The following is a 25,609-nucleotide window of genomic DNA, read 5'->3' as shown; positions in this document are numbered from 1 at the left end:
CGACCATGAAATACGTCATCATTGGTAACGGCATCGCTTCCATCGGTGCCATCGAGGGTATCCGCAAGGTAGATACCGACAACGAGATCCTGATTATCGGTGCCGAGGATTCCCCGGCATATGGTCGTCCTCTCATTTCCTACCTGCTCGCAGGCAAGATCGGTCCGGACCGTTTAGCTCTTCGTCCTCAAGAATTCTATGAAAAAAGCAAAGTCTCCCTCAAGCTTGGCACAACAGTCACCGGCATTGATACCAAAGCCAAAACCGTAACCACGAACAAAGGCGAGACTATTGAATTCGAAAATCTGCTTATCGCCACAGGCGGTATCCCTTTTACACCTCCCATTCCGGGATCTGATGGTACCGACGTATATAACTTCACCAATCTGAAACACGCCCAGACGCTTATTTCCAAAGCCAAGGAAATAAAAAGGGCGGTTGTCATCGGTGGTGGACTTATTGGCCTGAAAGCCGGTGAATCCCTGTTTGATCGTGGTGTTGACGTCACCATTCTGGAACTGTCTCCCCGCATATTGAGTCTTGCGTTTGATGAAAACGCAGCTTCGCTGGCTGGTTCACGGCTTGCTGAAGTCGGTCTCAACGTTCGCTGCGGCGTTTCTGCCAAGGAAATTCAACGAGATGCAGACGGCAAGCTCAAAGGTGTCCATCTGACTGACGGCGATTTCTTGCAGACCGACGTGGTCGTCATTGCCATCGGTGTTGTCCCCAACTACGGGCTGGCAAAAAGCGCTGGTATCGAAGTGGACCGAGGCATTCATGTAGATGACCATATGCGCACCAGTGCCGACGGCATATTCGCGGCGGGCGATGTAGCTCAAGCCAAAGATTTGCTATTCGGTGACGATCGGGTCATCCCCATCTGGACAAACGCATATAATCAAGGCTTCTGCGCCGGTAAAAACATGACTGGCACAGACATCGAGTTCAAAGGGTCCTTAGCCATGAACTCTATCTCGTTCTATGGCCTGCCAACTATTTCGGTTGGGACGGTTAATCCGCCGGAAGATGACGAGTCCTATACGGCTTCCATTACTTTGGACAAAAAGAAAAAGAGCTACCGCAAACTGGTATTTCAAAAAGACCACTTGGTGGGCTATGTCCTGGTGGGTGATATCGACATGGCCGGCATGTATACAGCTTTTGTCAAATTCCAAATGCCCATCCCTGAAGAGGCCAAGAAACAACTTTTGGCCGGTGAGCCGGATGTACTGATGTGGCCTGATGATTTCTTTCGGGAAACTTGGAACCCCAAAGCGTAAGTTAGCGATTTCTGAGAGGATTACATGAAAGCGCCTGATAGATATTATGATTTCGAAAAGGATATTTCCGGTTGTGGAATATTCGGCGTCATCAACAAGAAACGTGGATTGATTCCGGGCGACATGCCCATTCAAGCCATGACCTGTATGCATGATCGTGGGAATGGCCTTGGCGGCGGATTTGCAGCCTATGGCATCTACCCTGACCATGCAGACAAATACTGCTTCCACATGATGTGTGATGATGATGCGGCCATCAAGGGCTCAGAAGAAATGATCAAGACATACTTCGATCTGCATTATTACGAACCAATTCCCACTCGACGGACCTTGGCTATTCCCAATCCGCCGATGTTCAATCGGTATTTCGTGACTGTCCCTGAAAAACCGGACAACGAATTCTGGGAATTACCGGAAGAAGATTACATCGTTGCCGTGGTCATGAAAATTAACACCACTGTTCCCGGCGCATTTGTCGTGTCCAGTGGTAAGAACATGGGTGCATTCAAGGGTGTTGGCTTTCCTGAAGATATCGCTGAATTCTTCCGCCTGGAAGAATACTCGGCTTATATCTGGACCGGGCATAACCGTTTTCCGACAAATACCCCCGGCTGGTGGGGAGGAGCACATCCATTCACCATTCTGAACTGGTCTATTGTCCACAACGGCGAGATTTCATCATATGGTATTAATCGCCGATATCTATGCGAACACGACTATCTCTGCACCATGATGACAGATACCGAAGTCGTGGCTTATGAATTGGACATGCTCATCCGTAAACACGGTCTATCCTGGGAAATGACGGCAAAATGTTTTGCGCCGCCTTTCTGGGACGAAATCGAGCGTATGGATGACGAAGACAAGGAACTGTACACCACACTTCGCGCCACCTACGGCCCAGGTATGCTCAACGGTCCCTTTGCCATTCTGGTCGCCGATAATAACCGACTCATGGGACTTAACGACCGCATCAAACTCAGACCGCTTCTGGTGGCTGAAAAAGATGACATGGTCTTCATGTCTTCCGAAGAATCGGCAGTGCGTGATGTCTGTCCCGACCTGGATAGAGTCTGGATGCCCAAGGCGGGCGAACCCGTCATCGTGGATCTGGAGGATTAAATGACAGCCAAAAGAAAAAAGAAGACCCTCACGGCAGGGCGAACATATTACAAGCAGTTCAACGAAGAAATTCGAGAGCTTATCAAAAGTGGCGTGACTGATTTCACGCTCAAGGAATGCAACGGGCAACGATATATTGCCACGGCCTTGGAAGGGGACCTGACATTCGATGTCTATGGCGTTCCGGGGCAAGATTTGGGCGCATTTATGCGTGGTCCCAAACTCCGTATTCACAACAATGCTCAAGATGGTGTCGGCAATACTATGGATAATGGTCGCATCATCATTGAAGGACTTGCTGGCGATGTCATCGGGTACGCAATGCGTGGTGGTGAAATTTTCATCAAGGGTGATGTTGGCTACCGGGTTGGAATTCATATGAAAGCCTACCTTGACCACCAACCAAAAATCGTTGTTGGCGGAAAGGCCGGGGACTTCCTCGGAGAATACATGGCTGGCGGAATTATTTTGCTCTTGGGTATGTTTTCTGATAAGTCTGATGCGCCTGTTGCGGGACGAAGTCTCGGCACAGGAATGCATGGCGGTGTAATCTATATTCGCGGAGACGTTCCTGAGAATCAACTCGGTCCTGGTTTGAACGCTCAACCCGTGAATTCTGAAGATTTGAAAATTATTGAAGATTTAGTTAAAGATTACGCTAACGAATTGAAGCTGGACAGCACGGAAATAATGAGTGAGAACTTTGTGAAGATTCGTCCGTTCTCACATCGACCGTACGGCAATCTGTATGTTCCCTGTTAGATAGCTCAGAAGACTGCAACATTATTAACCTTTTCTGGAGGAACCTATGTTCTTCGATTCCGTAGCATATGCCATGGCTCCGCCCACCGGCGGCGGCGAGGCAGGCGGTCTGGGCGGCCTTCTCGGCGGCCCGCTGCCCATGCTGGTCCTCATGTTCGCCATTTTCTACTTTCTGCTCATTCGCCCTCAGCAAAAAAAGCAGAAGACGCACAAGGCCATGCTCCAAGCCCTGAGTAAGGGTGACAAGGTATGGACCAATGGCGGCATCCTCGGCTCCATCGTGAATATCGATGGTGACAATCTCACCATTGAGATTGCAACCGGCGTTAATGTCGTTATTAAGCGCGGATTCGTTGCCGACAAAGACGGCGGCGTACCGACAGCTGACAAAAAGTAGGTTCTTGCAACCAGTTTTTGAGACACCCTAACGGACCGGACCACAACTTTTCCGTGGCCCGGTCCGTACTTGTGTTTATCGCAAGGGTAGTGCAAAGAGGTTGCAACTAGTTCGTATTAAGGGAGTTTTCATGCAAAGTTTGCGTTGGAGAGCCGTAACAGCTCTCGTCGTCCTGGTCCTCGGATTGGCCTACATGCTGCCGTCCATACCGGGCTTCAAGGAGTCAGCAATAGGCAAAATTCTGCCAGGCGACTCCATCAACCTCGGCCTTGACCTCAAAGGTGGTATCAATCTCACTCTCGGAGTGGATATGGATACTGCCATGGACAACAACCTCGCCCGACTCGGCGACGACCTCAAAGCCGTGGCTCGCGACAAAGAAATCTTTGTTCTGCGTCCAAACGTTTTGAATGAATCGCAAATCGAAGTCGTGCTTCTCAAAAGTGAACAGAAAGAGGCATTCGAAAAAGTCATCACTGACTACACACAGTTCACTATTGAAGATACCAAGATCATGGACGGCGGCAAGGAAGAATACATCCTGTCCATATCACCACAATATCGTAGTGATATAGAAAAGCTGACCATGGAACAGGCGATCAAAACCATTCGCAACAGGATTGACCAATTCGGCGTTGCCGAACCGGACATTCGCAAACAACAGGATAACCGCATTCAAGTGCAGTTGCCTGGTTTGCAAGATCCTGAGCGCGCAATCAAAATCATCGGCCAGACTGCTCATCTCGAATTCAAGATGGTGGACGACACTGCTGATATTGCCAAGGCCAAGCAGGGCATTCTTGCTCCCGGCCGTGAACTTTCCGTTCTGCTCAAGAAATTACCGAGCGGCGATTACGCCGAATCTGCCATCGTTCTGAAACGTGACGCGGTCCTGACCGGTGAATACGTGACCGATGCAAAGGTGCTTCTTGACAATTGGAACGCTCCGTACGTTTCTATTACATTTAATGCACGCGGTGGATCCATCTTCACCAACCTGACGACCGACAACGTGAACAAGCGTATGGCCATTGTTCTGGACGGCAAGGTGTATTCCGCACCAGTCATTCAGGAACGTATCTCTGGTGGACGCGCTTCCATCACCGGTCAGTTCAGCCGAGAAGAAGCCCGCGATCTCGCAGTCGTGCTTCGCGCCGGTTCACTGCCTGCTCCAGTCGAAATTCTGGAACAACGTAGCGTTGGCCCATCTTTGGGACAAGAATCCATCGACAACGGCATCATGTCCGCTTTCATCGGCATGGCAATGGTACTTGGCTTCATGGCTATTTACTACGGCTTTGCCGGACTGGTAGCGGACGTTGTGCTTTGCATTAATATCATGCTCATCATGGGTGGACTGGCAGCTTTCGGTGCCACGCTGACCCTACCGGGTATTGCCGGTATCATTCTGACAATCGGTATGGCTGTTGATGCAAACGTAATTATCTTCGAACGCATCCGCGAGGAACTGCGACGCGGCCTGTCCGCATCGCAGGCTGTAGCAGAAGGATATGGCAGGGCGACCCTGACCATTCTCGACGCTAACGTGACGACGGTCATTGCGGCAGTCATCCTCTATCAATTTGGTACCGGACCTGTTCGCGGCTTCGCCGTCACACTGACCTTGGGCATCATAACGTCCATGTTTACGGCAATCTTCGTGTCGCGCATCCTGTTCGACTTGTACTTAAAGAGCCGCTCCGATAGCGCCAAGCTGAGCATCTAAGGGGAAGACAATGGGACTTCAAATAATCAAACCTGATACCAAAATAGACTTCATCGGACTCAGGAAGATCGCTTTCGCTATTTCAGCGGTTATCATCCTGGCCGGCCTTGGCTCCCTTCTCATCAAGGGTGGCCCGAAGTATGGCATCGACTTCGCAGGCGGCATGATCGTCCAGGTGAAGATCGACAAAAACACTGATGTAGAAATGGTCAAAAACGCCGTGAGTGGCGTTGAATTGCCCGGCCTCGTTGTTCAGACCCTCGGACTGGACGGCGACCATGAATACTTGATTCGTACATCGAGCTCTAATATCACCTCAGAAGAGGTGCGAAATAGGGTAACCAGTGCTTTATCAAACAATCTTGATGGCGCTCATTTCGAGATACAACGTCTCGAAATGGTCGGTCCAAAAGTGGGCGCGGATTTACGCACAAAAGCTCTTGAGGCTCTGTTCTACGCAGTTCTCCTTATTGCCGTGTACATCTCCGGTCGCTTTGAACAACGATGGACCGTTGCAGGCGTCATGGCTGCGGCTTTAGGCTTTGGCGTGTACGGCATAGGTCTGCTCGGTGTTGAAATGGGGTGGCTGATCATTGCAGCACTCATTATCACTGTAGGACTATGCTGGTATTTGAAACTTAATTACGCTCTAGGCGCAGTTGCAGCACTCATACACGACGTGGCTATTACAGTCGGCATCTTTTCCATTCTTGGTAAAGAATTCGATTTAACCATCATCGCAGCATTGTTGACCATCATCGGTTATTCGCTCAATGACACCATTATTGTCTTTGACCGTATCCGTGAGAACAATAATGCCCGCAAAGGCAACACCACGTTCGCCTCGATTATCAACACTGCTGTAAACCAGACCCTGTCGCGTACAATCATGACATCAGTAACAACCTTGTTGGTTGTCTTCTGCCTGTTCGTACTGGGCGGCAGCGTTATCCATGACTTTGCCTTGGCTCTGCTCATCGGCGTAGGTGTGGGTACCTATTCCTCCATCTTTGTCGCTAGCCCGATCCTGCTTGGATTCGGTCCCGGTGCCGCAGACTTGCAGGAAGCTGAAGCATAAGTCTTCGATACACTACAAACAAAAAGGGAAGGGCCATATGGTCCTTCCCTTTTTTTATTTATAATGCATAAATGACCACGCTTCATGGACCAGAAGAAATCAAGATAAAAACTTTATTATCAAACAGGTCACCCCAGAAAATAGCTCTCTTCTATGGTTATCAAAAGAGCTTATCGCGTCAGGCAAAAGTACACCATAAAATATAAAAAAGCCTCTTCCATAATAATGGAAGAGGCTTAATATCTTTCTGTAAATAGAACTAGACGAGCTGGCTCATCAAGTAATCCTTGATAGTGTCGATGGAATCTTCACCGTTCAATTCGATGAACTTGAAACCACCGTCTTTCATGTTCTTGTAGAAGTTGCAAGCAGCCATGGTACCGGTCTCTTCATCGTAGTAGATGTTGTGACGTACGTCGATTGCAGCTTCGTCTTGGTCATCTTCACGAGCGGACAAGGCACCGCCACAAACACGGCACTTGTCGCCGTCAGGAGCGATAACCGAAATACCGACATTGTTGGGATGATTCGGATTATTTTCGCAAAGACGACGACCCATGATACGGCCCTTTGCAATTTCACGAGGCAGCTTGATTTCGATAACGAAATCGAGCTTCTCACCGTCTTTCTGCAAAGCTTCCCAGAGCTTTTCGCCCTGAACCAAAGAGCGGGGGAATCCGTCGAGCAGCCAACCGTCCTTGGAGCTGGACAACACATCCAAAACCATAGGGATGGTGATATCATCAGGAACGAGTTCGCCCTTGTTGATGAATTCCTTGGCTTTCATGCCGAGTTCGGTGCCGCCGCCGATATGCTTGCGGAAAATGGCACCGGATTCGATGTGATCCAGACCGTACTTGTCTTTGGCCAGGGTACCCTGGGTGCCTTTACCGGAGCCGTTAGGGCCGAAAATCAGAATATTCATAATAAACTCCTCCTGATGATAAGAAAACGAAGCGCCTGCATGACGCCTCAGCACATTGTGCAAAAGATCACATGCTCTTATACCGGGGAGTTGCGGAAGTCAATGGGTGCAGTCAAAAACGACACCTACGGCGGTGATTATCGCAGTTTTATCACCGGGAAACTGAAAGGTCGCTCCAACGTTTTTTCCCTGCCAAGCTTCATCAAGCTTGAACAATGAATCAGCTAAAACTTGCCCTGAACCAAGTTGATCAAGACATGATTTATACAATCGTAGACGAAGCGCCTGGTGGGCAGTCTTCAGAAAAGCGTTATCCAGTGTTTCCGAAGGGGAAAATGTCATCGACTGCCAATAATCTTTCTCAATACGACCAATTTTCCACAAACGGCTCACTGATTGCCAAAAACTAGGATTTTCTTTTTGGATAAGTGGAAGAATTTCGTTCCTGACTCGGTTACGAGTCCAGTTTGATTCAGCATTTGACGCATCTTCACGCCAGATAACACCTGTTTTGGTAACAAAAGCAATCAATGTGGATTTTGGGATCATAAGCAACGGACGAATAAGCGAACGATTAGGGTCATACCCCGCCATACCTGATAGTCCAGGCCATCCCGTACCCCGGATGAGACGCATAACAACATCTTCGCTGAGGTCATCCAATTGGTGCCCCAACGCGACATAATCCGCGCCTGTGTCATTTTTCACATTCTGAAACAAAGCGTAACGTGCATTCCGACCAGCTTCTTCAATCCCAACGCCGAGTTTTTCAGCAAAATCCCCAATATTTTTGGATTCAACCACACACTCAACACCAAGAGTGTCACAAAACGATGTACACCATTGAGCGTCGTCATCCGCCTCAGGGCGTAGTTGATGATTCAGATGGGCTGCAGTTAGTCGGAAATCATTTCTTTGAGAAAGATAGTGAAGAACAAGAAGCAGGGCAGTAGAGTCAACACCACCGGAAAAACCTACAAGAAGATGTTTTCCAGAAAGTTCCTGTTTCAGTTCACGACTTATAAATTTTTCAATATACAGACAAAAATGCGCCCATTTAGGCAAAAGATTCTGAAGGGTTTCAGGAAAACTATCAGGCGCAGAAAACATGGCTATACGGAAACTTCCAGTTCATCGATAAACTGATCCAAATATTCAATCATGTGAGCACGTTGATCAGGAGTAGCGTATGAGATGCATGAGCAACGCATTTTTTGTCTTCCGCGAACCAACAGTTCTAATTTCAACGCGTTCTCGTCTTCTTTTTCAATACATTCGAGAGCCATGAAATACGGACCACATTCTTTCTGATGATCCTGTTGTTCACGCTGCAAAAGCTCGACAGGCAAGGGCAGGTAATAAATGCCATCAAGAGGTCCTCTGAACCCCAGTTCTTCAAAAGCGGCAACAATAGCTTGATAATTCTTGTCGACCAGGTCTTCTATTAGATAACTACGCATTATTGTTCCTTGTTCTTTGAGGCTTTAATGAGCTCGTTGATGTCTTCTGCCGAGCAGGTGTTACTCTTTCGATCAAGATGGGCTTCCGCCGGAATAGATTCATCGTCCAAATTGAACATACGTCGTGCCAAATCGATAAATCGTTCGGCTGAACCTTCTTCTTGTGTCCGACGTTTTAAAAAACAAATGGGTTCATGCATAGATTTGTGGGCCACAGAAAGGACAAGTGTTTCCAATGCCTTCCGCGTCCGTTCATCTACCTGACCAATTTTTTTCAATGTCTTGTTCAATTCCCGATGCGCCACGTCTTCAGTCTTTTCCACCAAATCAACAATAGTCGGCTGAAGATTTAACGAATGCAACCAATTACCAAAAGTATCTGTTTCATGATCAACAACGGTTCTGGCCTTGGCTGCTTCTTCATGACGTTGCGCCATGTTGTCTTCAACAACCTCTTTGAGGTCATCAATGTCATAAAGATATACGTTGTCCAAAATGTTGACATCAGGGTCAATATCACGAGGCACAGCGATGTCGATGAAAAACATGGGTTTGTTTTTACGTCGCTTAAGTACGGATTTGACGTCCTTGGCCTTGATTACGGCAACAGGGGAACCTGTAGAACTAATAACGATGTCAACTTCGTGCAGACGATCCGGCATGTTTTCAATCTGAATAGGTTCGCCACCAAGGTTATCAGCCAACTCTTTGGCACGAGAAAACGTCCGGTTGGCAATAATGACATCCTGAACACCATTACGCAGTAAGTGGGTCGCGGCCAGTTCTGCCATTTCGCCAGCACCTACGAGCATGGCCTTGGTGCCTTCCAGATCTCCAAAAATCTTGCGCGCCAATTCAACAGCGGCAAAACTGATGGACACGGCACTGGAGGCAATGGCTGTCTCGGTGCGAATACGTTTGGCAACGGAAAAAGATTTATGAAGCAAACGGTTAACAATGGTCTTTGCTGTCCCTTTCGCCACGGCAGCCCGGTATGCATCTTTTAGCTGACCGAGAATTTGTGGCTCGCCCATAACCATGGAATCTAGGCTACTCGCGACAGAAAAAACGTGTTTCACAGCCTCCAGCCTAGAATAATTGTAGGTATTATCCAAAAGTAATGCGGGGTCGCCTTTGCAGATAGCAGCCCAATACTGAATTACAGAATCAACAACCTCTCGCTTAGAAATATTTTTAGCAACAGCGATGATCTCTACCCGGTTACAAGTAGAGAGGGCCATACATTCGAGCACTGGACAGTGGGCCATAAGCCCTTGCTCAAAGTTCTCTACATCGGTCAAAGCGAATTTTTCACGCACATCAACACCGGCAGTCCGGTGATTGAGTCCTATGAGAATGATTTGTCTGTTCATGGCATTACTCGAAAAGTGATGGTGTGATGTATAAGGGAAATGCACATGCCGACAAAAACCCAAATGGCAAGGATAGCAGGTTTACGTCCACGCCAGCCCAGTACAATTCGTTGATGAAAAAGGAATGCATAAAGGAACCAGACGGCCAAGGAGCCGATTTTCATGATATCCCAGGTAAATTCCTTGTTGGGTGCAATCCAGTACCAAAAAAACGTGGAAAAAAGTCCCAATGTATACAAAGGAAATCCGATGGCTACAGCCCACCGGTTTACGGTATCGAATTTTTCCAAAGAGGGCACAGTGCTTCCCATACTGGTAAGACCGGCCTTGGTTTTAAGTTTTCGATTATAATAAATAAAAGCCATACCAGCCCCGAGAGCCATCATGAGCGCCCCAAGAGTCAGCACGAGGGATCCTATATGCAAACCAAAAAACAATGCGGTTAACTGTGGAGGCATGATCACCCGGATGCCTCCCAAAGCCATGGATGCCACGAACAGAAGCAGAGCTAAAGGCAGGGCGGTGATTGCCAAAAATTCAAGCCGCAATCGCCACCAAAGGAAAAAGTAAATGGCTAAGACACTCCACGCCAAAATATTAAAATAAAATGTTCCACCACTGAGAGCGGCTGGATCACTCATGAGGATTATTCCCAAGTCAATGGTATTCAAAGAAAAACCAACGACAGCAAACCAAATGGCAATCCGTTTGAGCTTTTCATTGGCGGTAGTAATACCGGTCAGAAAAAGCACGGTGCCAAGCGCATACAGTGCAATAATAAAAATATGGAGCGTATCAAATAAGCCCATCAAGCATCTCCGGGATGTTGGCGTACAACGGTTCGGGCAAAGATTCTTTAAGTATTTCCCTGGCAGCGTCAAGGTTCTTGTTCTTTATTACTATAAGCAAATCCGAATTGACCAGAGAACGGAAAACCGCGGTGTTTTGTTTTGTCTCTTGTTCAAGACCAAGCATCAGCGGGCGAATGCGGCCCATAAGCGTCAGGAGAGCAGCATATTCATTACCAAAATGTTCCTGTAAATCCTTACGGATGCGTTTTGTCATGGCAGGACTTTGACCTGCGGTTGAAATGGCTACAGTCAGATCACCACGCTTAATGGTAGCAGGAACAATAAAACTACATTTTTCAGGCTGATCAACGACATTACACAAAATATTGCGATCCGCACAGAGTGTGCTGATACGCTGGTTCACCACTTCAGATGAAGTACAGGCAATCACTAAAAATTTGCCACTAAGATCACTCTCAACAAATTCACGACACTGAAAAGTAACAGTGTCCGGCCTCATGATTGATTCCATTTCGACATCCGCTTTACGGGTGTCGATGATGGTCACATGACCGGCTCCAGAGTCAAGCAGGGACTGAATTTTCCGCTTGCCAACCCCGCCTGCACCAACAACAAGACACGTTTTGTTTTCCAGATTCAAGAAGATCGGATAATATCGCATGCGTCTTGATAACCAATGCGCAGGAACATGTAAAATGGGAAATTGCCCGGTTCTTGCAATAATCATTGAAGTTACGATACATTTTTGACGCCGTGAAAATACGAATGAAAAATTATCTTGTTATACAGTTGGCTCGTTTTGGAGATCTTATCCAAACAAAACGGCTTATTGCGACCATTTCCGCACGAAACGACGGTGTGGTGCATCTATGCGTGGACACTTCCCTAAAATCGCTGGCACAATTAATTTATCCGGATGTTGTCGTGCATTCGATTACAGCGCATGGGACCGGACTGGATGCTTCAACCGTACTCCTTAAAATGCTTGTTGAGAACCGACAGGCTTTTGCCAAGCTACAAACGATTGATTTCAATACCGTCTATAACCTTAATTTTTCAGGACTTAATTTTCGATTGGCCGCATTGTTCGACCCGGTAAAAGTGACAGGGTATTGTTGGCACAACGGACAGGAAATCACGGGCACTTGGCCAGCCATGGCCATGCGCTGGTCTAATCTTCGACGTTTGGGCATAAATCTCGTAGACTTCTGGGCGGGATATTGCCCGGATATGATCGCACCAACCAAAGTTAATCCACCAGCCACTCCCAAAGGCGGAGGTATTGGTGTTGTCCTCGCTGGCCGCGAATCCCGTCGTTCTTTACCAGCCCAACTCCTTGCGACCATTTCAGCAACATTGGGAGCCTCCCAAAAAACAGACTCGATTGTTCTGCTCGGCGGAAAGACAGAGCACGCAGCGGGGCAGGCTGTTCTCAAAGAGTTACCATCTTCACTTCAAAATAAAACAAAAAATTTGGCAGGCAAGACAAACTGGAAAGATCTTGTTGATCTTGTCGGCTCACTCGATATGCTGCTGACACCGGATACGGGAACCATGCATCTAGCCGCACACCTCGGAACGCCGGTTACAGCATTTTTTCTGTCTTCGGCATGGTGTTTTGAAACAGGCCCTTATGGCTTGGGACACACAGTGTATCAAGCTGTGACAAACTGTCTCCCCTGTTTAGAAACCAAGCCGTGTGATAATGAAGTTAAATGTATTTCTCCTTTTACTTCGCCAAAATTTCAACGTTTTCTGGTCACACAAAAAAATGAACACGCACCTGAAAGACTTATCGGATTCAACTCCGGTTTCGATGCGTTAGGGCAGATTTATATCCCGTTTGCCGGTGTAGACAAAGACAATAGCCAAAGAACTATTTTCAGAAACTTCATTTACCAATATCTCACGGGTGAAGAATCGGAATGCTTCGAAAAAGAGCTTTTTTTTGCTCAAGAATTCTATCGGGAAAAAGACTGGATGACGACCATACAAAAATTTGAGAATAATGGATAAATCAATGGATAACTTACGCATACTTGTTATTCTGCCTTTATATGGCGGCTCTCTTTCCATTGGCCGATATGTGGCATCAGCACTTAAGGAGGAAGGACATCTGGTTGAAGTGTTTGAAGCACCAGATTTTTATCCTGCATACGACTCTTTGAATAACCTCAAGGTGACATCCGACAGATTGGATTATTTACAGAACTCCTTCTTGAATGTCGTCAGCCAATCAGTATTGGCCAAGGTCGAAACATTTGAACCTGACATGGTTTTATCCATGGCTCAAGCTCCACTCAATCGACAGGCACTCAAAAGACTCCGTCGAGATGGCGTTGTCACGGCCATGTGGTTTGTGGAAGATTATCGACTTTTCACTTATTGGAAGGCGTTTGCGCCTCTGTATGACATTTTCGCAGTCATCCAAAAAGGTCATTTTTTTGATGATCTTGCATCAATAGGACAACCCAATGTGCTCTATCTGCCACTTGCTGCCCAACCAGGTTTTCACAAACCGTCAGACTTATCACCGGTCGAACAACGTAAATTCGGCTCTGACATCTCATTCATGGGCGCAGGATATCCTAACCGCAGGGTCGCCTTCAGAGAGTTGGTCAAATTCGACTTCAAAATATGGGGAACAGAGTGGGAAGGGGACCATGTACTGGAACCGCTGGTACAATTAAAAGGAGCACGAATTTCATCAGAAGATTGCGTTAAAATATTTAACGCGACTGCCATCAACCTTAACCTGCATTCCAGTGTCCAGACAGAAGAACTGGTCACAGGCGGAGACTTTATCAATCCACGCACATTTGAACTGGCGGCCTGTGGCGCATTTCAATTAGTGGACAAACGTAGTCTCATGAATGACGCTTTCAACGACGATGAATTGGCAACATTTACAAGCATATCGGAATTTACCGAAAAAATAGAATATTTCCTGAATCATCCCGATGATCGTAATGAATATGCAACCAAAAGTCGTACACGAGTGCTTCGTGAGCATACCTATACAAAACGCATGCGTACGCTCATGGAATTTACGGCAAGCCGTATTCCGGGATGGCCAAAACCAAAGTCTGCCTCCTCACTGTTTGCCGCCGACTATCCACCGGAATTAGAAAAGGACATTCGTAATTTGCTTGGTCAATTAGGACTTCCTGAAAATGTTTCCTTCGATGATCTCGTTTGGGCCGTACGGCAGCAGCAGGGTAAACTTTCCGATCTAGACACTGCACTTCTTTTTTTGGATGAATGGCAAAAACTGTATAAATCCCGGTTGTAAAAACTTAAAGTAATGAATGAAGAAAAGCCCTGCTCAATATATTGAACAGGGCTTTTTCATTAAGAAATCAACGACTTCTGCGAAACTGTTTTAACCATGCCAGTAGCTTTGGCTCCTCGCCCTGATCTTTGGGATGATAAAATTTCCGTCCGGCAAGTTCGCTGGGGAGATAATCCTGATCAGCCCATGATTTCGGGAAATTATGCGGATAAAGATAGCCACGTCCATATCCCCATTCTCGTTGAAGGGAAGAGGTTGCATTCCTTAAATGCAAAGGGACTGGCTTGGGACCGTTTTCACGCACTTCTTTTTGGGCTGTGTGGTAGGCGGCGTATGTCGAGTTGCTCTTGGGAGCCAGAGCAAGGTAAACCGTCAATTGCGACATGGGAATAAACCCTTCGGGCATACCGATGGTCTCGACAGCCTGATGACAAGCCATGGCATGACTCAAAGCGTGCGGATCACCAAGGCCAATATCTTCAGAGGATGAAATAATCAAACGACGGGTGATAAAGCGCGGATCTTCGCCACTTTCGATAAGACAAGCCAAATAATAAAGTGCCGCATCCGGGTCACTGCCACGAATTGATTTGATAAGGGCAGACACCAACTCATAGTGCGAATCGCCATCCCGATCGCCACGAACAACTATTTCCGGCAATGAATCACGCAGACATTCCGGGCACCGTTTTTCCTTGGGCAGTTCAGATGTATATTCTAGTAAATTGAGCAGGGTACGAGCATCACCACCAGCCATGGCAGCCAACATTTTATGACTTTCTTCTTCCAGATCAACGCCGAGCTCTTCTGCGCCTCGAGTACTTACATTAACCAACTCCTCGCGACTCAATTGACGAAGTCGAAGGACATGAAGTCGTGACAACAATTGACGGGTCACGCTGAAAGAAGGATTTTCCGTGGTCGTTGCCAGCAAAATAATTTCACCGGTTTCCAGAATGGGAAGGAAAAAATCTTGTTGGGCCTTGGAAAAGCGATGCAGCTCATCGAGAATAAGAATGTCCTGTCCCGGCAACTTTTTGCGAAGAGCAGTCAATCCGGCTTCCGGTGCACTTACACGCAGGTATTTTTTGCCCGTCAATTTGGCAAGCAACAATGCCAATGTTGATTTTCCACACCCGGGAGGCCCGAACAATAACAAACTTGGCATTCTTTTGGACTTGGAAAAAGCTTCAATTCGATTCCGAATATGTCCTTGCCCGACAAAGTCATCCAATGAAGTAGGGCGAATTCTATCAGCGAGAGGTTGTGTATCTTCTATTTCAAGCTTCATGACTATTCCTGTGTACCAAACATGGCCAGACTGAGACAATAAGTCGCGGCTGTTTCCCAGCGCAAAATAGAATCTCCAAACGTAACGGGGATAAAATCTGCTTCCACTAATTTTTGAGCCTCACGATCTTCAAAACCACCTTCCGGCCCGATGACCACAAGCGTATGCCCATTTGCAAGCATGGTTGGCGATAAACGCGTTGTAATATCGTCGGATTCCCACGCAATAACTCTATTCTCATATTTTTTGGCCATGGCAATCAGAGAGTCAACACCCCCGGGAAGCGTTTGCAACTCTGGAAGGAAATGTGCTCCGCACTGTTTTGCAGCCTGAATATTCTTGTCTGTCCAAGAATCTTTGGGGGAAGCCGGAACAACTCCCTGACTCCGGGTAGCCTGCCAAAAAACTACCCCAAATCCCTTGAGTTCAACCATTTTTTCTAAAAGATAATTCCTGCGTTTGGATTTTCCCCAACCGATGGCCAGAATTATTCCATTGGCAGGTCGGGAATGATCTTCTAACTGAACAGCCTCAAGCAAGGCTCGACGTTTTTTTATATCGCATACAGAAAAAAGCCCGTCATGTCCTTGTCCGTCAAAAAGTCGAACCATCTGATCCGGCTCGGTTCTGAGAACTGTGCCCATATGACGCACTTCCTGTCCCTCCAGCGCAACATGTTCTCCAACTTTGGAAGGCCAAAGGTCAGGCGACAGATAAAAAGAATTAAGTCTTGGCATGATATATCCTGAAAATAAAAAAGGCCGGGAGCGAACTCCCGGCCTTTTGACTAAAGTTCATTTGCGATAAGATCTTCGTATGTTTCCCGTTTTCTGGCAACTGTCACGTTGCTGCCGTCCACCAGCAACTCGCAGGCACGAGGACGGGTATTATAATTTGAGGCCATGGTAAATCCATAGGCTCCGGCAGAATAAACCACCAGACGCTCTCCTTGATCCACAGTCGGCAGCTCACGATCTCGGGCCAGGAAGTCACCGGACTCACAAATGGGACCAACGACATCAAAACGTTGATGTTGACGGCCTTTAAGTTCAACTTCGCCAATACGATGATAAGAACCGTATAAGCTCGGACGAATCAAATCATTCATTGCAGCATCCACAATCAAGAAATTCTTTGTGGGGTTGGACTTGGTATAAACCACCTGAGTCACCATGATACCGGCATTGCCTGCAATGACACGTCCAGGTTCAAAAATGACCTTCAACGGCAAACCTTTCAGTTTTGCGCTCAAAGCTTTACCAAATTCCGAAGGATGGGGCGGTTCTTCCTTGTCATAAGGAATCCCAAGTCCACCACCAAGATCAAGGTACTTGATATTAATACCAAGTCCTTTCAGCTTTTCGTTGAAATCCAAAAGTTTATCTAAAGCTTCAAGAAACGGATCGATTTTTGTGAGCTGAGAACCAATATGACAATCCATGCCCACGGGTTCAACATTCTCCAACTCGGCAGCCAGTGTGTAGGCAGCCAGCGAATTCTCGATATCCAATCCAAATTTATTTTCCTGCATACCCGTTGAAATATATGGATGAGTCTGCGGATCGACATCCGGATTAATCCGAAAGCTGACCTTGGCCGTCATTCCCATATCGCTGGCAACCGTATTGATTCTTTTAAGTTCCGCGACGGATTCTACGTTAAACATCAGAATTCCCGCTTCAAGAGCTTCACGAATCTCAGAATCACGTTTTCCTACGCCGGAATAAACAATCTTTTCAGGGGTGACGCCAGCTTTCAGTGCGCGATACAATTCACCGCCGGAAACAATGTCCATGCCAGCGCCTTCAGCGGCCAGCAATTTAAGAACCGCCAAATTTGAATTGGCTTTGATGGAATAACAGGTCAAATGATCCAGCTCATTAAAAGCAGAATCAAAAGCTTTGAAATGGCGTCTAAGGGTAGCAGCAGAATAAATGTACAGTGGGGTACCATATTCTTCTGCAAGGGCGGTGACGCTGACTTCTTCAGCGGATAAAATTCCGTCTCGGTATTCAAAATGATGCATATGTCTTCTATCTCCTAAAAAATGATATGATGAATATCTACGCTGTATCTTTGTGTATCATCCAATACTTTTCTCATATCAAACAAAATCAAAGCTACGGTAAGGCTTCAAAGACATCGGTGTATTCAATAGCCATGGTAGACAACTCACTTTTTCCAGCCACCCTGAATCGATAATCTATTCCGGGTTCAAGACCGCATATACTCAGTTGAAGCGTATTACCTGCCAGATTAAAGCCTTTCTGATCACGGGTAAAATGAACTGCATTTCTGGGAACAAAAGGACAACCTTCACACCCTTGGCCTTCCTCAGTCCCAATGGCTTCATACTGAATACTCGCACGCCAAAGACGATTGGGAGATCCAGTAACCGCAACCTGCAATATAAGACATCCATCTTGTCGGACGCCTTCCATAAGTTTCAATTTGAAAGTGTCTTCACTCTTTACAGATGAAGGCCATTCTTTGCGACCCAGGGCGCAACCGGACAACAATACGAACACAAAAATAAGTAAGGTGGCATGAACAATCTGTTTACGCATAAATCCTATTCCTTGATCATGTCCTTCCATTGATTAAGCAACATCAAAGCCTGAATGGGTGTCATGCCGTCCACGTCGAGATCCACGAGTTGAGTGATGATCGGATGTTCGACCAATTCCTCCGGAATTTCAATAGGAGGAGCACCAAATCCCGGCAATAAAGTCTGCGATGCCCGCTCAACAGCCCCTTTCGATTGATTATCCTGCGACTTTTCTTCGAGCTTCGCAAGGATTTCTCGCGCTCGTTCCACGACACCACGAGGTACTCCAGCCAGTCGGGCCACTTCGATACCATAACTTCTGTCAGCAGGACCAGGCACAAGACGACGTAAAAAGACGATGTCGCCTTTCCATTCCTTGACCGCGATATTGAGATTACGCAACCCTTCAATCTTGCCTTCAAGACTCGTCAATTCATGGTAATGAGTGGCGAACAAGGTACGAATTCCACCTCTGGCACGAGAAGAAAGCTCTTCGACCACGGCCCAAGCGAGTGAAAGGCCATCATAAGTACTGGTACCACGTCCGATTTCATCCAAAATAACCAGACTTCGTTTAGTCGCTTGTCGAAGAATACGAGCAGTTTCAGTCATTTCCACCATAAATGTGGAATGTCCTTGCGCCAGATTATCCGAAGCTCCCACACGAGAAAAAACACGATCCGCCAACCCGAGTTGTGCGGACTTGGCTGGAACAAAGGAACCAATCTGGGCCATAATGGTCAGGATAGCCACCTGCCTGAGTACCGTGGATTTACCTGCCATATTCGGACCGGTAATGAGCAGGATACGTCGATCTTTATCCATCTTCAAATCGCCGGGAATATAATTGGAAGCCCCCATGGCTTCTTCCACTACAGGGTGGCGTCCTGCCTTAATCTCGATTTCCATACCATCATGAAGAAGAGGGCGGTTCCATTCGTTGACACGAGCAGCTTCTGCCAACCCTTGCCAATAATCCAGGGCAGCCACAATGTCGGCCATAAACAAAAAACGATCCCTTGCCTTGGCAAGACGCTCACGTAAATCCTGAAATAACTTGTACTCAAGACTTTTACGTTCATCGGAGGCCGAAAGGATACGGTCCTCCATCTCCTTAAGTTCAGGAGTAATATACCGCTCACTGTTTACCAAAGTCTGACGACGAATAAAATGTTCAGGCACCTGCCCTTTATATGCCTTCGAGACCTCGAAAAAATAACCAAAGACCTTGTTGAATCCAAGCTTGAGCTTGGGTATATCGTTGGCAGACAGTTCTTTTTCGTGCAATTTCCTCAGTTTATCTTCACCGTGTTCATTCAGCTCAATAAACTCATCCAAAACGGCATCATACCCTTTCTTGAATAATCCGCCATCTGTGATGACCGGTGGAGGACTGTCCACAAGGGCTGATTCAAGCAGGGCGGTCAGGTCATCCATGCCATCCCATTTTCGATAAATTTTACGCAATTCGGGGGCTGCTTCAAGTTCCTGTTCTTTCAGACAACTTTGAAGAACGGGCAACATTGAAAGACTTTTTTGTAATGCAATAAAATCTTTAGGATTTGCACGTCCTAAAAAAATGCGAGTGGAAAGACGTTCCAAATCATAGACTGAATCCAATGCGTGTCGGACATCAGAGCGAAGTTGATCGCGTTCAAAGAAAAACGTGACACAATCGAGATTCTTATCAATGGGAGAAAGCTGTCGCCAAGGCTGACGCAAACGGGCTTCAAGCAGCCGGCCCCCCATGGGAGTCATGGTCCGATCAAGCACATGCCACAGGGTGCCAAGTCCAGTCTTCCCATCAAGACGCCTGAAAATTTCGAGATTCCGTTCGGTAATTTCATCCAAAAGCAGATGTTTACTCAAATTCAACGGCTTGAATTCACCCAAGTGCCCGAAATCGCCTTTCTGCGTCTGTTCAAGGTAAGTCAGAAGTGCACCACAGGCACGGGTCAATTCGTTTTTACCACTCAACCCAAGACTTTCGAAATCTGCAACAGACTGCATTTCTAGCACTCTGTTTTTTGAAGCTGTCAGATCAAAATAAGCCCCCGGTGCAACACTGGTGACCTGTGCACTCAATTCATTGTATTGAGATGGCACCTTTTTCCCTTGAGGGAGAAGTAACTCACTGGGATTAATCTTTATCATCCACTGCCAAAGCTCAACCTCACGGCGACTATGCAGCCCAGACCATTGGCCGGTAGAAAAATCGAGCCAAGCAATACCGCCCGCGTCTTTGGTCTCATCCCAAAACAATGCACCAAGATAATTGTTTGCTTTGGACTTGAGGTTTGAATCCTCGACAACCGTTCCCGGCGTAAGGACTCGTGTTACATCCCGTTTCACCAACCCTACGGCTTCTTTGGGATTTTCCACTTGATCACAGATGGCGATCTTATAACCCTTGTCGAGTAATTGACTCAGATAAGGCTCCACAGAATGATGGGGCATACCGCACATAGGGATAGGATTTTCGTCGTTTGGGTTACGACTGGTCAAGGTAATTTGAACAGCTTTGGCCACAATCTCAGCATCTTCGAAGAACAACTCATAAAAGTCGCCCATACGAAAGAAAAGAAGGCAGCCTGGATTTTCCTCCTTGAAACGAAGGTACTGCTCAAGCATAGGCGTCAGTTTTTTCTTAGCCACGTGAAACCTGAAATGTTGGATTTTTATTCGGAAATATCCGTGCGAAAAGCAATGGAGTGCCAGCTTCGGCAACGGGGACAGTTAAAAAACAATTGATCCCGCTTCAAACCGCAACGACGGCAGAAAAAACGACGCACTTTACGAGCTCGGCCAGTAAAGAACGAAAGTTGTTCCTTATAGAAAGGCGTTAACGTCTGGTCGTTACGAGACAATTCGAAAAGTTCAAGTCGAGCCATCCAAAAGTCAGATTGGAGCATCAATGCCTTTTCCAACCAAGACTGTGCATTCTCCAAATCCTCGAGACGGAGCAGGAACATGGCCCCATAATAGAGCAGAAGGACATCAGGGTCCTGTCTCTCGATAATCGGCAATATCGCATTGACCAATTTTTCATCGTTACAGACACGCGACCACTCATTTTCTTCACCAAAGGAAGTCTGTTTTGCTGTTTCGGCACGGTTGGCTGCAAGGAAAAGACCTTCAAACAGCACAAAGCGCAAATCTGGCGCGACATGCTCAAGAGCTTGCCCCAGAATATCAGCGACCTTGGTTGCATTACCTGTCTTGTACGCCTGAACTATTTGCTCAAGCCAAGCCTCGACAGCTCCAGGGTAGGCACGGATGGCATGCCGTAATGCCCTATGCGCCTGAGAATTATTGCCTTCAGAAAAACGATCTAAAGCAAGACGAACAAGATAATGAGCCTGGGGCAAAGGAAGATTCAGTTGCCCGTATGAATCGGCAGCTTTTTCAAAGTCGCCCCGTTCTGCTGCCAAACGGGCCATCTCCTGATGAATAGCGGTCGGATCTTGACCAAGCGAACGAGCTTCCAGAAAGGCTTTATCAGCACGATCAAGAAAACCGGCACGTCTAAAATCACGACCCAATTCAAACCAGGCCCTGGCCTTGAACTTACGATCAAGGCCAGGTCTGACAATAAGACTATTTCGAATTTGAATGGCTCTTTCGATCTCACCCTGCGAACGGTATAAGCTACCCAGCGCGAGATAAATTTCAACTGCTTCCGGGTCATTTTTAACAACCTGGCTGAGTTCCTCAATGGCCGCACGGGTATCCTGAACAGGCAGGGAAATCCCACCCCCAGCTTCACGGGCAGCCCTGACATTCTCGTCGAAGGTCGATGCCTTCTTGCGATTGAAAAATTGCCAAACCATATGAATCCTTATACGTTCTCTTCTTCGTTTTCCTTGGACTCAGCGTAAGGTTGACCTTCACTGATAGGCAGATTGCGTAAAGAGTTGAGTTCCTGTTCAAGGCTAGCCATACGAGTACGACATTCCTTGAGCTTGGAACAGGCACGGAATTTGTCAACGATGAAATAGATCATGGTCAGCGAGGAACCGGCGACAAATGCAGTCAGAATCAAAACGCTGAACGGCAGGGGAATGGAGTGCAACGTAGCAATATAGGGGACATCCAAAATCAGCGTCAACTCCTGCTGCAACGATTCAATATTCTGGCTGAAGAAAAGGATGGAAAAAACAAAAAGAGCCAACAGAAACAGGACTTTGATAAAACGCATGAAAATCTCCTTAAACAGTTATTTCATCGAACAGCGGCTTGAGTGTGCTGTAAGTTGAATTCAAGTGTTCCGGGATGACTGTTGTCTCCCCAAAAACGGCGATGAATGAAGCGTCTCCATTCCAACGCGGGACAATCTGAAAATGTAAATGCTGAGCAATTCCGGCACCTGCCGCTTCCCCAAGATTAAGTCCCATATTTATCCCTTGAGGATTAAAAGCTTTTTCTAAAATAGTTGTACAATATCTTAGCCAAAGCATGCAATCATTGGATTCATCAAGCGTCAAATCCGTCAGATTACTCACATGTCTATACGGTGTTACCATGAGATGACCATTATTATATGGAAATTTGTTCATAATAACAAAGCAGTGTTTTCCTCTGGCCAAAATACATCGTTCTTCATCTTCGGACGAATCTTCAGGAATACAAAAAACGCATTCGTCCGGTTTGGGGCCGAGTATATAATTCAGACGCCAAGGCGCCCATAACACTTCCATTTAATCTCTATCCCTTGCATTTGACTATACTCAATGAGACAGCCTGACAGCATTAATTGAGGTATCATATCACAGACACCGTAAATTTGAAATTTTTCTACACCGCTTGCCACAAGAGGGCAAGCGCGAAACACACTAGTTTTCAGTAGAATCTCCATTTTGGACTAGATCTTCTTTGAAAATTTTTATTGCCATCTCCAACTGCTCCTCTCGAGTCTCCACATGACCATCAATCTTCGCCCGCATGAGTCTATCAAGAATAATAGTATATATCGGCCCCGGTTCTATCCCCAAATTCAACAAATCCTTACCATCCACATCAATTTTAACATACCGTAAACGTGCAAGATATTGTGAAATATTCCGACGAATATGTTCTTTTCGACTCCGAGCCATAAGGAACAAAATGCCCTCTACGGGAATGGGATGCAGAATCGAGTACAAACGACTCAGTTTGGACTTTCCTTCACGCCACCCCATAAGCTTCATGAGTGCATCACCAATCATGTCACGCAACTGCTTGAAATCTTTTTCTTCCTTGCGGGTAAAATGTAGACGGGTCGTAACTTGACCTATATCTTCTCGCTTGATTCCCATCGTCATGCCAAGGATATAGAGCTTCCAGGACGTAATCTCAGGCTCCAGATACAAGAGTTTATACCAATTATGAACCTTACCCAGCTCAGTCAAAATTTGGACCTTATCCTTGGTCAATTTGAGTAAGGGATGAATTGCGGCCATAATCCCAAGTTCCTGCATCCTTATAAAACAAGCAAGTGGGTCTTCCTCGTTCATGATCCATTGCAATTCATGCATGACCCGAGTGCCCGAAAGTTTGCTGAACAACTCAAGATTCAAAGCATTTTTAATCAGACGCATGGTCTGACCACCGATTTGAAAATCAAAACGACGTTCAAAACGGATGGCACGAAGAATACGGGTCGGATCTTCTACAAAACTCAATGAATGCAAAACTCGAATGGTTCGATTTCTGATATCCCGTTCAGCCCCAAAAAAATCCACGAGCTGCCCAAACCGTCCCGGGTTAATCCGCAACGCCAAGGCATTCACTGTAAAATCGCGCCGATACAAATCCATTTTAATGGATGACAGTTCAACCGTGGGCAAGGCTGCGGGATATTCGTAATATTCAAGACGAGCTGTCGCCACATCAACACGTTGACCGTCATCAAGGATAACGACAGCGGTCTTAAACTTGGAATGTGCTTTGACTCGACCGCCTGACAAACTTGCAAATTTTCTCGCAAATTCAATCCCATCGCCTTCGACGACCAAATCAAGATCAAAATTTGGCCTTCCAAGAAGAATATCTCGAACGAAACCGCCAACGGCGTAAACCTCCCACCCCAATTTATGACCAAGGTCGCCAGCAGATTTCAACAGATTGAGCATCTTCTGTGGGAGACGATTTTTCACTTGGGCGGCAATATTCCGTTCTCTGCGCCTCTCCGGCAACAATGAGTCTGGAATACGTGCAGGCTCATCTATGAGCATATTCATTAAATCGGTGCGAGTAATAACGCCGACAAGTTCTTCTCCGTCAACAACCGGCAGCATACGCTGACGATTACTCAAGATAATCTCCATCACACGATACAGATCCGTCTTGACCTCAACAGTTTCGAACTTGCGGGTCATATACTCACTGAGTCCGATATCGCCAAGATGGTGGGAGAGAGCCTTATCTGCCGTCTTATGTCCCATAATACCAATGCATTTCATCGTATTGGCAGAAACGACCGGCACATCCTTGAGGCCGTAGCGGGTCATGAGTTCCACGGCGTCCGCCATGGACTTGTCGCCCTCAATAACCACAGGCGGACGGGACATCAATCCATCCACCACGATCTGAGGATTAATTTGAGAATAAAACAATGCAAACAGATCATCACGCAACTCAGCCAGGGTTTTATCCTTGACCGTAGCCGAAGCTGCGGCCTCATGACCACCGCCTCCAAGCGACGAACAAATCTGCCCGACATTAACATCTGGATTGCGTGAGCGAGAAACGACATGAATTCGATCAGCCATCCTGCCCAGAGCAAAAACAACCTTGATCTTTTCCATATCCATGAGCTTGTGAACCAACAACGCAAAGTCAGGGACAAAACGGTCCGTGGAAATTTCCGTGATAATGACATCCACACCATGAATGTCATAGGTCTTCGCATTCTTGAGCAATTCACCGAGATAAGTCACCTGTGCTGCAGATAATTCCCGTGACAAAAGGTCAGACACGGCCTCAATGTCCATGCCTTGTTGTTTGAGCCACCCCGCAGCCTTAAAATCATGTGGAGTCGTTGTGTTAAAAGCAAAGGACCCTGTATCTTCATAGATACCAAGGCCGAGAAGGGTGGCTTCTTCCATGTTCAACGTCAATCCTCGTTCCCGAATCTCATCAACAATAATTGAAGTGGTTGCCCCCCAGAACTTCACCACACTTTTTTCAGCGGGCAAATCCTCATCACTATCGGGATGGTGATCATATAAATGGATGCGTAAATTGGGATTATCCAACACCGGACGAACATGCGGAATGCGTGAACGTTGACGGGTATCAACAACAACAAGTAGCTCTACCGATGCAGGATCAATATCTTTGAACGCTTTGAAATTAAAAAGATAAGTAGTGCTCTCAATGAAGAAATTCCGCAGGTTTGTTTCTTGGCTACCCGGAAAAATGAGAACAGCATCAGGGTAAAGCTTGCTGGCAGCGACCATGGCAGCCAGAGCATCAAAATCCGCATTGGCATGCCCCGTAATAACGGTCGGTGCGGACAATTTCGGTTGTTTCTTACTCATTCTATTTCACTTTATTCTCATAC

The 25,609-nt window shown here is 46.8% G+C and carries 23 protein-coding genes; 8 read left to right on the top strand and 15 right to left on the bottom strand.

The window, feature by feature from the left end:
* The first annotated feature begins 5 nt into the window (after nucleotides 1-5).
* The 6 genes from SYK_RS03085 (at nucleotide 6) to secF (ending at nucleotide 6,365) form a co-directional block, all read left to right on the top strand.
* On the top strand, nucleotides 6-1,280 hold the full coding sequence (locus SYK_RS03085) for an NAD(P)/FAD-dependent oxidoreductase (RefSeq protein ID WP_281762153.1): 1,275 nt from the start codon (nucleotides 6-8) through the stop codon (nucleotides 1,278-1,280).
* Between the two features lie 24 nt (nucleotides 1,281-1,304).
* Nucleotides 1,305-2,402: a class II glutamine amidotransferase gene (locus SYK_RS03080; RefSeq protein WP_281762152.1), complete on the top strand. Its 1,098-nt coding sequence runs from the start codon at nucleotides 1,305-1,307 to the stop codon at nucleotides 2,400-2,402.
* Nucleotides 2,403-3,164, top strand: a complete 762-nt coding sequence (locus SYK_RS03075; RefSeq protein ID WP_281762151.1) for a GltB/FmdC/FwdC-like GXGXG domain-containing protein — start codon at nucleotides 2,403-2,405, stop codon at nucleotides 3,162-3,164.
* 46 nt (nucleotides 3,165-3,210) lie between these two features.
* Entirely contained in the window at nucleotides 3,211-3,561 is a 351-nt protein-coding gene (yajC, locus tag SYK_RS03070) for a preprotein translocase subunit YajC (protein ID WP_281762150.1), read from the top strand.
* A 130-nt stretch (nucleotides 3,562-3,691) separates the two neighbouring features.
* Nucleotides 3,692-5,287, top strand: coding sequence for a protein translocase subunit SecD (gene secD / locus SYK_RS03065; RefSeq protein ID WP_281762149.1), 1,596 nt, complete (start codon nucleotides 3,692-3,694; stop codon nucleotides 5,285-5,287).
* A gap of 10 nt (nucleotides 5,288-5,297) precedes the next feature.
* Nucleotides 5,298-6,365: a protein translocase subunit SecF gene (secF, locus tag SYK_RS03060; RefSeq protein WP_281762148.1), complete on the top strand. Its 1,068-nt coding sequence runs from the start codon at nucleotides 5,298-5,300 to the stop codon at nucleotides 6,363-6,365.
* A 259-nt stretch (nucleotides 6,366-6,624) separates the two neighbouring features.
* Here secF and SYK_RS03055 read toward each other — a convergent pair whose 3' ends face one another.
* The 6 genes from SYK_RS03055 to SYK_RS03030 form a co-directional block, all read right to left on the bottom strand.
* Entirely contained in the window at nucleotides 6,625-7,290 is a 666-nt protein-coding gene (locus SYK_RS03055; protein WP_281762147.1) for an adenylate kinase, read from the bottom strand.
* 99 nt (nucleotides 7,291-7,389) lie between these two features.
* Nucleotides 7,390-8,400, bottom strand: coding sequence for a tRNA lysidine(34) synthetase TilS (gene tilS, locus SYK_RS03050; protein ID WP_281762146.1), 1,011 nt, complete (start codon nucleotides 8,398-8,400; stop codon nucleotides 7,390-7,392).
* Between the two features lie 2 nt (nucleotides 8,401-8,402).
* Nucleotides 8,403-8,750, bottom strand: coding sequence for a hypothetical protein (locus SYK_RS03045; RefSeq protein WP_281762145.1), 348 nt, complete (start codon nucleotides 8,748-8,750; stop codon nucleotides 8,403-8,405).
* The gene (hemA, locus tag SYK_RS03040) at nucleotides 8,750-10,123 is read right to left on the bottom strand and encodes a glutamyl-tRNA reductase (RefSeq protein ID WP_281762144.1); all 1,374 of its coding nucleotides are present in this window, start codon (nucleotides 10,121-10,123) and stop codon (nucleotides 8,750-8,752) included. Before hemA ends, SYK_RS03045 begins: the two co-directional genes overlap by 1 nt.
* Complete coding sequence (locus tag SYK_RS03035; protein WP_281762143.1) at nucleotides 10,120-10,932, bottom strand: cytochrome C assembly family protein; 813 nt, start codon at nucleotides 10,930-10,932, stop codon at nucleotides 10,120-10,122. Before SYK_RS03035 ends, hemA begins: the two co-directional genes overlap by 4 nt.
* Nucleotides 10,919-11,596: a precorrin-2 dehydrogenase/sirohydrochlorin ferrochelatase family protein gene (locus SYK_RS03030; RefSeq protein WP_281762142.1), complete on the bottom strand. Its 678-nt coding sequence runs from the start codon at nucleotides 11,594-11,596 to the stop codon at nucleotides 10,919-10,921. Before SYK_RS03030 ends, SYK_RS03035 begins: the two co-directional genes overlap by 14 nt.
* A gap of 104 nt (nucleotides 11,597-11,700) precedes the next feature.
* On the opposite strand from SYK_RS03030, the gene SYK_RS03025 reads away from it, so the two are divergent.
* Nucleotides 11,701-12,951, top strand: coding sequence for a glycosyltransferase family 9 protein (locus tag SYK_RS03025; RefSeq protein ID WP_281762141.1), 1,251 nt, complete (start codon nucleotides 11,701-11,703; stop codon nucleotides 12,949-12,951).
* A 4-nt stretch (nucleotides 12,952-12,955) separates the two neighbouring features.
* Nucleotides 12,956-14,227: a CgeB family protein gene (locus tag SYK_RS03020; RefSeq protein ID WP_281762140.1), complete on the top strand. Its 1,272-nt coding sequence runs from the start codon at nucleotides 12,956-12,958 to the stop codon at nucleotides 14,225-14,227.
* Nucleotides 14,228-14,294: 67 nt separating this feature from the next.
* Here SYK_RS03020 and SYK_RS03015 read toward each other — a convergent pair whose 3' ends face one another.
* The 9 genes from SYK_RS03015 to SYK_RS02975 all read right to left on the bottom strand — a co-directional run bounded on the left by SYK_RS03015 (nucleotide 14,295) and on the right by SYK_RS02975 (nucleotide 25,586).
* A complete protein-coding gene (locus SYK_RS03015; RefSeq protein WP_281762139.1) occupies nucleotides 14,295-15,518 on the bottom strand; it encodes a replication-associated recombination protein A in 1,224 nt (407 codons plus the stop codon).
* A gap of 2 nt (nucleotides 15,519-15,520) precedes the next feature.
* Nucleotides 15,521-16,255: an RsmE family RNA methyltransferase gene (locus tag SYK_RS03010; protein WP_281762138.1), complete on the bottom strand. Its 735-nt coding sequence runs from the start codon at nucleotides 16,253-16,255 to the stop codon at nucleotides 15,521-15,523.
* 50 nt (nucleotides 16,256-16,305) lie between these two features.
* Nucleotides 16,306-17,544, bottom strand: coding sequence for a diaminopimelate decarboxylase (gene lysA, locus SYK_RS03005; protein WP_281762137.1), 1,239 nt, complete (start codon nucleotides 17,542-17,544; stop codon nucleotides 16,306-16,308).
* Nucleotides 17,545-17,638: 94 nt separating this feature from the next.
* The gene (locus SYK_RS03000) at nucleotides 17,639-18,085 is read right to left on the bottom strand and encodes a hypothetical protein (protein ID WP_281762136.1); all 447 of its coding nucleotides are present in this window, start codon (nucleotides 18,083-18,085) and stop codon (nucleotides 17,639-17,641) included.
* A gap of 5 nt (nucleotides 18,086-18,090) precedes the next feature.
* The gene (gene mutS, locus SYK_RS02995) at nucleotides 18,091-20,697 is read right to left on the bottom strand and encodes a DNA mismatch repair protein MutS (RefSeq protein ID WP_281763227.1); all 2,607 of its coding nucleotides are present in this window, start codon (nucleotides 20,695-20,697) and stop codon (nucleotides 18,091-18,093) included.
* A gap of 47 nt (nucleotides 20,698-20,744) precedes the next feature.
* A complete protein-coding gene (locus tag SYK_RS02990; RefSeq protein WP_281762135.1) occupies nucleotides 20,745-21,896 on the bottom strand; it encodes a tetratricopeptide repeat protein in 1,152 nt (383 codons plus the stop codon).
* 8 nt (nucleotides 21,897-21,904) lie between these two features.
* Entirely contained in the window at nucleotides 21,905-22,264 is a 360-nt protein-coding gene (locus SYK_RS02985; protein ID WP_281762134.1) for a DUF1049 domain-containing protein, read from the bottom strand.
* Between the two features lie 10 nt (nucleotides 22,265-22,274).
* A complete protein-coding gene (locus tag SYK_RS02980; protein ID WP_281762133.1) occupies nucleotides 22,275-22,763 on the bottom strand; it encodes an HIT family protein in 489 nt (162 codons plus the stop codon).
* A gap of 135 nt (nucleotides 22,764-22,898) precedes the next feature.
* Nucleotides 22,899-25,586, bottom strand: a complete 2,688-nt coding sequence (locus SYK_RS02975) for a CBS domain-containing protein (RefSeq protein ID WP_281762132.1) — start codon at nucleotides 25,584-25,586, stop codon at nucleotides 22,899-22,901.
* Between the last annotated feature and the right edge of the window lie 23 nt (nucleotides 25,587-25,609).

It is taken from the genome of Pseudodesulfovibrio nedwellii, from assembly GCF_027923765.1.
In the GTDB taxonomy this organism is placed as follows: Bacteria; Desulfobacterota; Desulfovibrionia; order Desulfovibrionales; family Desulfovibrionaceae; genus Pseudodesulfovibrio; species Pseudodesulfovibrio nedwellii.
The sequence above is the reverse complement of the archived record's forward strand: the minus strand, read 5'-3'. Positions and strand labels throughout refer to the sequence as shown.

Coding starts and splice junctions, on each gene's coding strand:
- SYK_RS03085 (WP_281762153.1), top strand. CDS start 6: ATGAAATACGTCATCATTGGTAACGGCATCGCTTCCATCGGTGCCATC.
- SYK_RS03080 (WP_281762152.1), top strand. CDS start 1,305: ATGAAAGCGCCTGATAGATATTATGATTTCGAAAAGGATATTTCCGGT.
- SYK_RS03075 (WP_281762151.1), top strand. CDS start 2,403: ATGACAGCCAAAAGAAAAAAGAAGACCCTCACGGCAGGGCGAACATAT.
- yajC (WP_281762150.1), top strand. CDS start 3,211: ATGTTCTTCGATTCCGTAGCATATGCCATGGCTCCGCCCACCGGCGGC.
- secD (WP_281762149.1), top strand. CDS start 3,692: ATGCAAAGTTTGCGTTGGAGAGCCGTAACAGCTCTCGTCGTCCTGGTC.
- secF (WP_281762148.1), top strand. CDS start 5,298: ATGGGACTTCAAATAATCAAACCTGATACCAAAATAGACTTCATCGGA.
- SYK_RS03055 (WP_281762147.1), bottom strand. CDS start 7,290: ATGAATATTCTGATTTTCGGCCCTAACGGCTCCGGTAAAGGCACCCAG.
- tilS (WP_281762146.1), bottom strand. CDS start 8,400: ATGTTTTCTGCGCCTGATAGTTTTCCTGAAACCCTTCAGAATCTTTTG.
- SYK_RS03045 (WP_281762145.1), bottom strand. CDS start 8,750: ATGCGTAGTTATCTAATAGAAGACCTGGTCGACAAGAATTATCAAGCT.
- hemA (WP_281762144.1), bottom strand. CDS start 10,123: ATGAACAGACAAATCATTCTCATAGGACTCAATCACCGGACTGCCGGT.
- SYK_RS03035 (WP_281762143.1), bottom strand. CDS start 10,932: ATGGGCTTATTTGATACGCTCCATATTTTTATTATTGCACTGTATGCG.
- SYK_RS03030 (WP_281762142.1), bottom strand. CDS start 11,596: ATGCGATATTATCCGATCTTCTTGAATCTGGAAAACAAAACGTGTCTT.
- SYK_RS03025 (WP_281762141.1), top strand. CDS start 11,701: ATGAAAAATTATCTTGTTATACAGTTGGCTCGTTTTGGAGATCTTATC.
- SYK_RS03020 (WP_281762140.1), top strand. CDS start 12,956: ATGGATAACTTACGCATACTTGTTATTCTGCCTTTATATGGCGGCTCT.
- SYK_RS03015 (WP_281762139.1), bottom strand. CDS start 15,518: ATGAAGCTTGAAATAGAAGATACACAACCTCTCGCTGATAGAATTCGC.
- SYK_RS03010 (WP_281762138.1), bottom strand. CDS start 16,255: ATGCCAAGACTTAATTCTTTTTATCTGTCGCCTGACCTTTGGCCTTCC.
- lysA (WP_281762137.1), bottom strand. CDS start 17,544: ATGCATCATTTTGAATACCGAGACGGAATTTTATCCGCTGAAGAAGTC.
- SYK_RS03000 (WP_281762136.1), bottom strand. CDS start 18,085: ATGCGTAAACAGATTGTTCATGCCACCTTACTTATTTTTGTGTTCGTA.
- mutS (WP_281763227.1), bottom strand. CDS start 20,697: ATGCTTGAGCAGTACCTTCGTTTCAAGGAGGAAAATCCAGGCTGCCTT.
- SYK_RS02990 (WP_281762135.1), bottom strand. CDS start 21,896: ATGGTTTGGCAATTTTTCAATCGCAAGAAGGCATCGACCTTCGACGAG.
- SYK_RS02985 (WP_281762134.1), bottom strand. CDS start 22,264: ATGCGTTTTATCAAAGTCCTGTTTCTGTTGGCTCTTTTTGTTTTTTCC.
- SYK_RS02980 (WP_281762133.1), bottom strand. CDS start 22,763: ATGGAAGTGTTATGGGCGCCTTGGCGTCTGAATTATATACTCGGCCCC.
- SYK_RS02975 (WP_281762132.1), bottom strand. CDS start 25,586: ATGAGTAAGAAACAACCGAAATTGTCCGCACCGACCGTTATTACGGGG.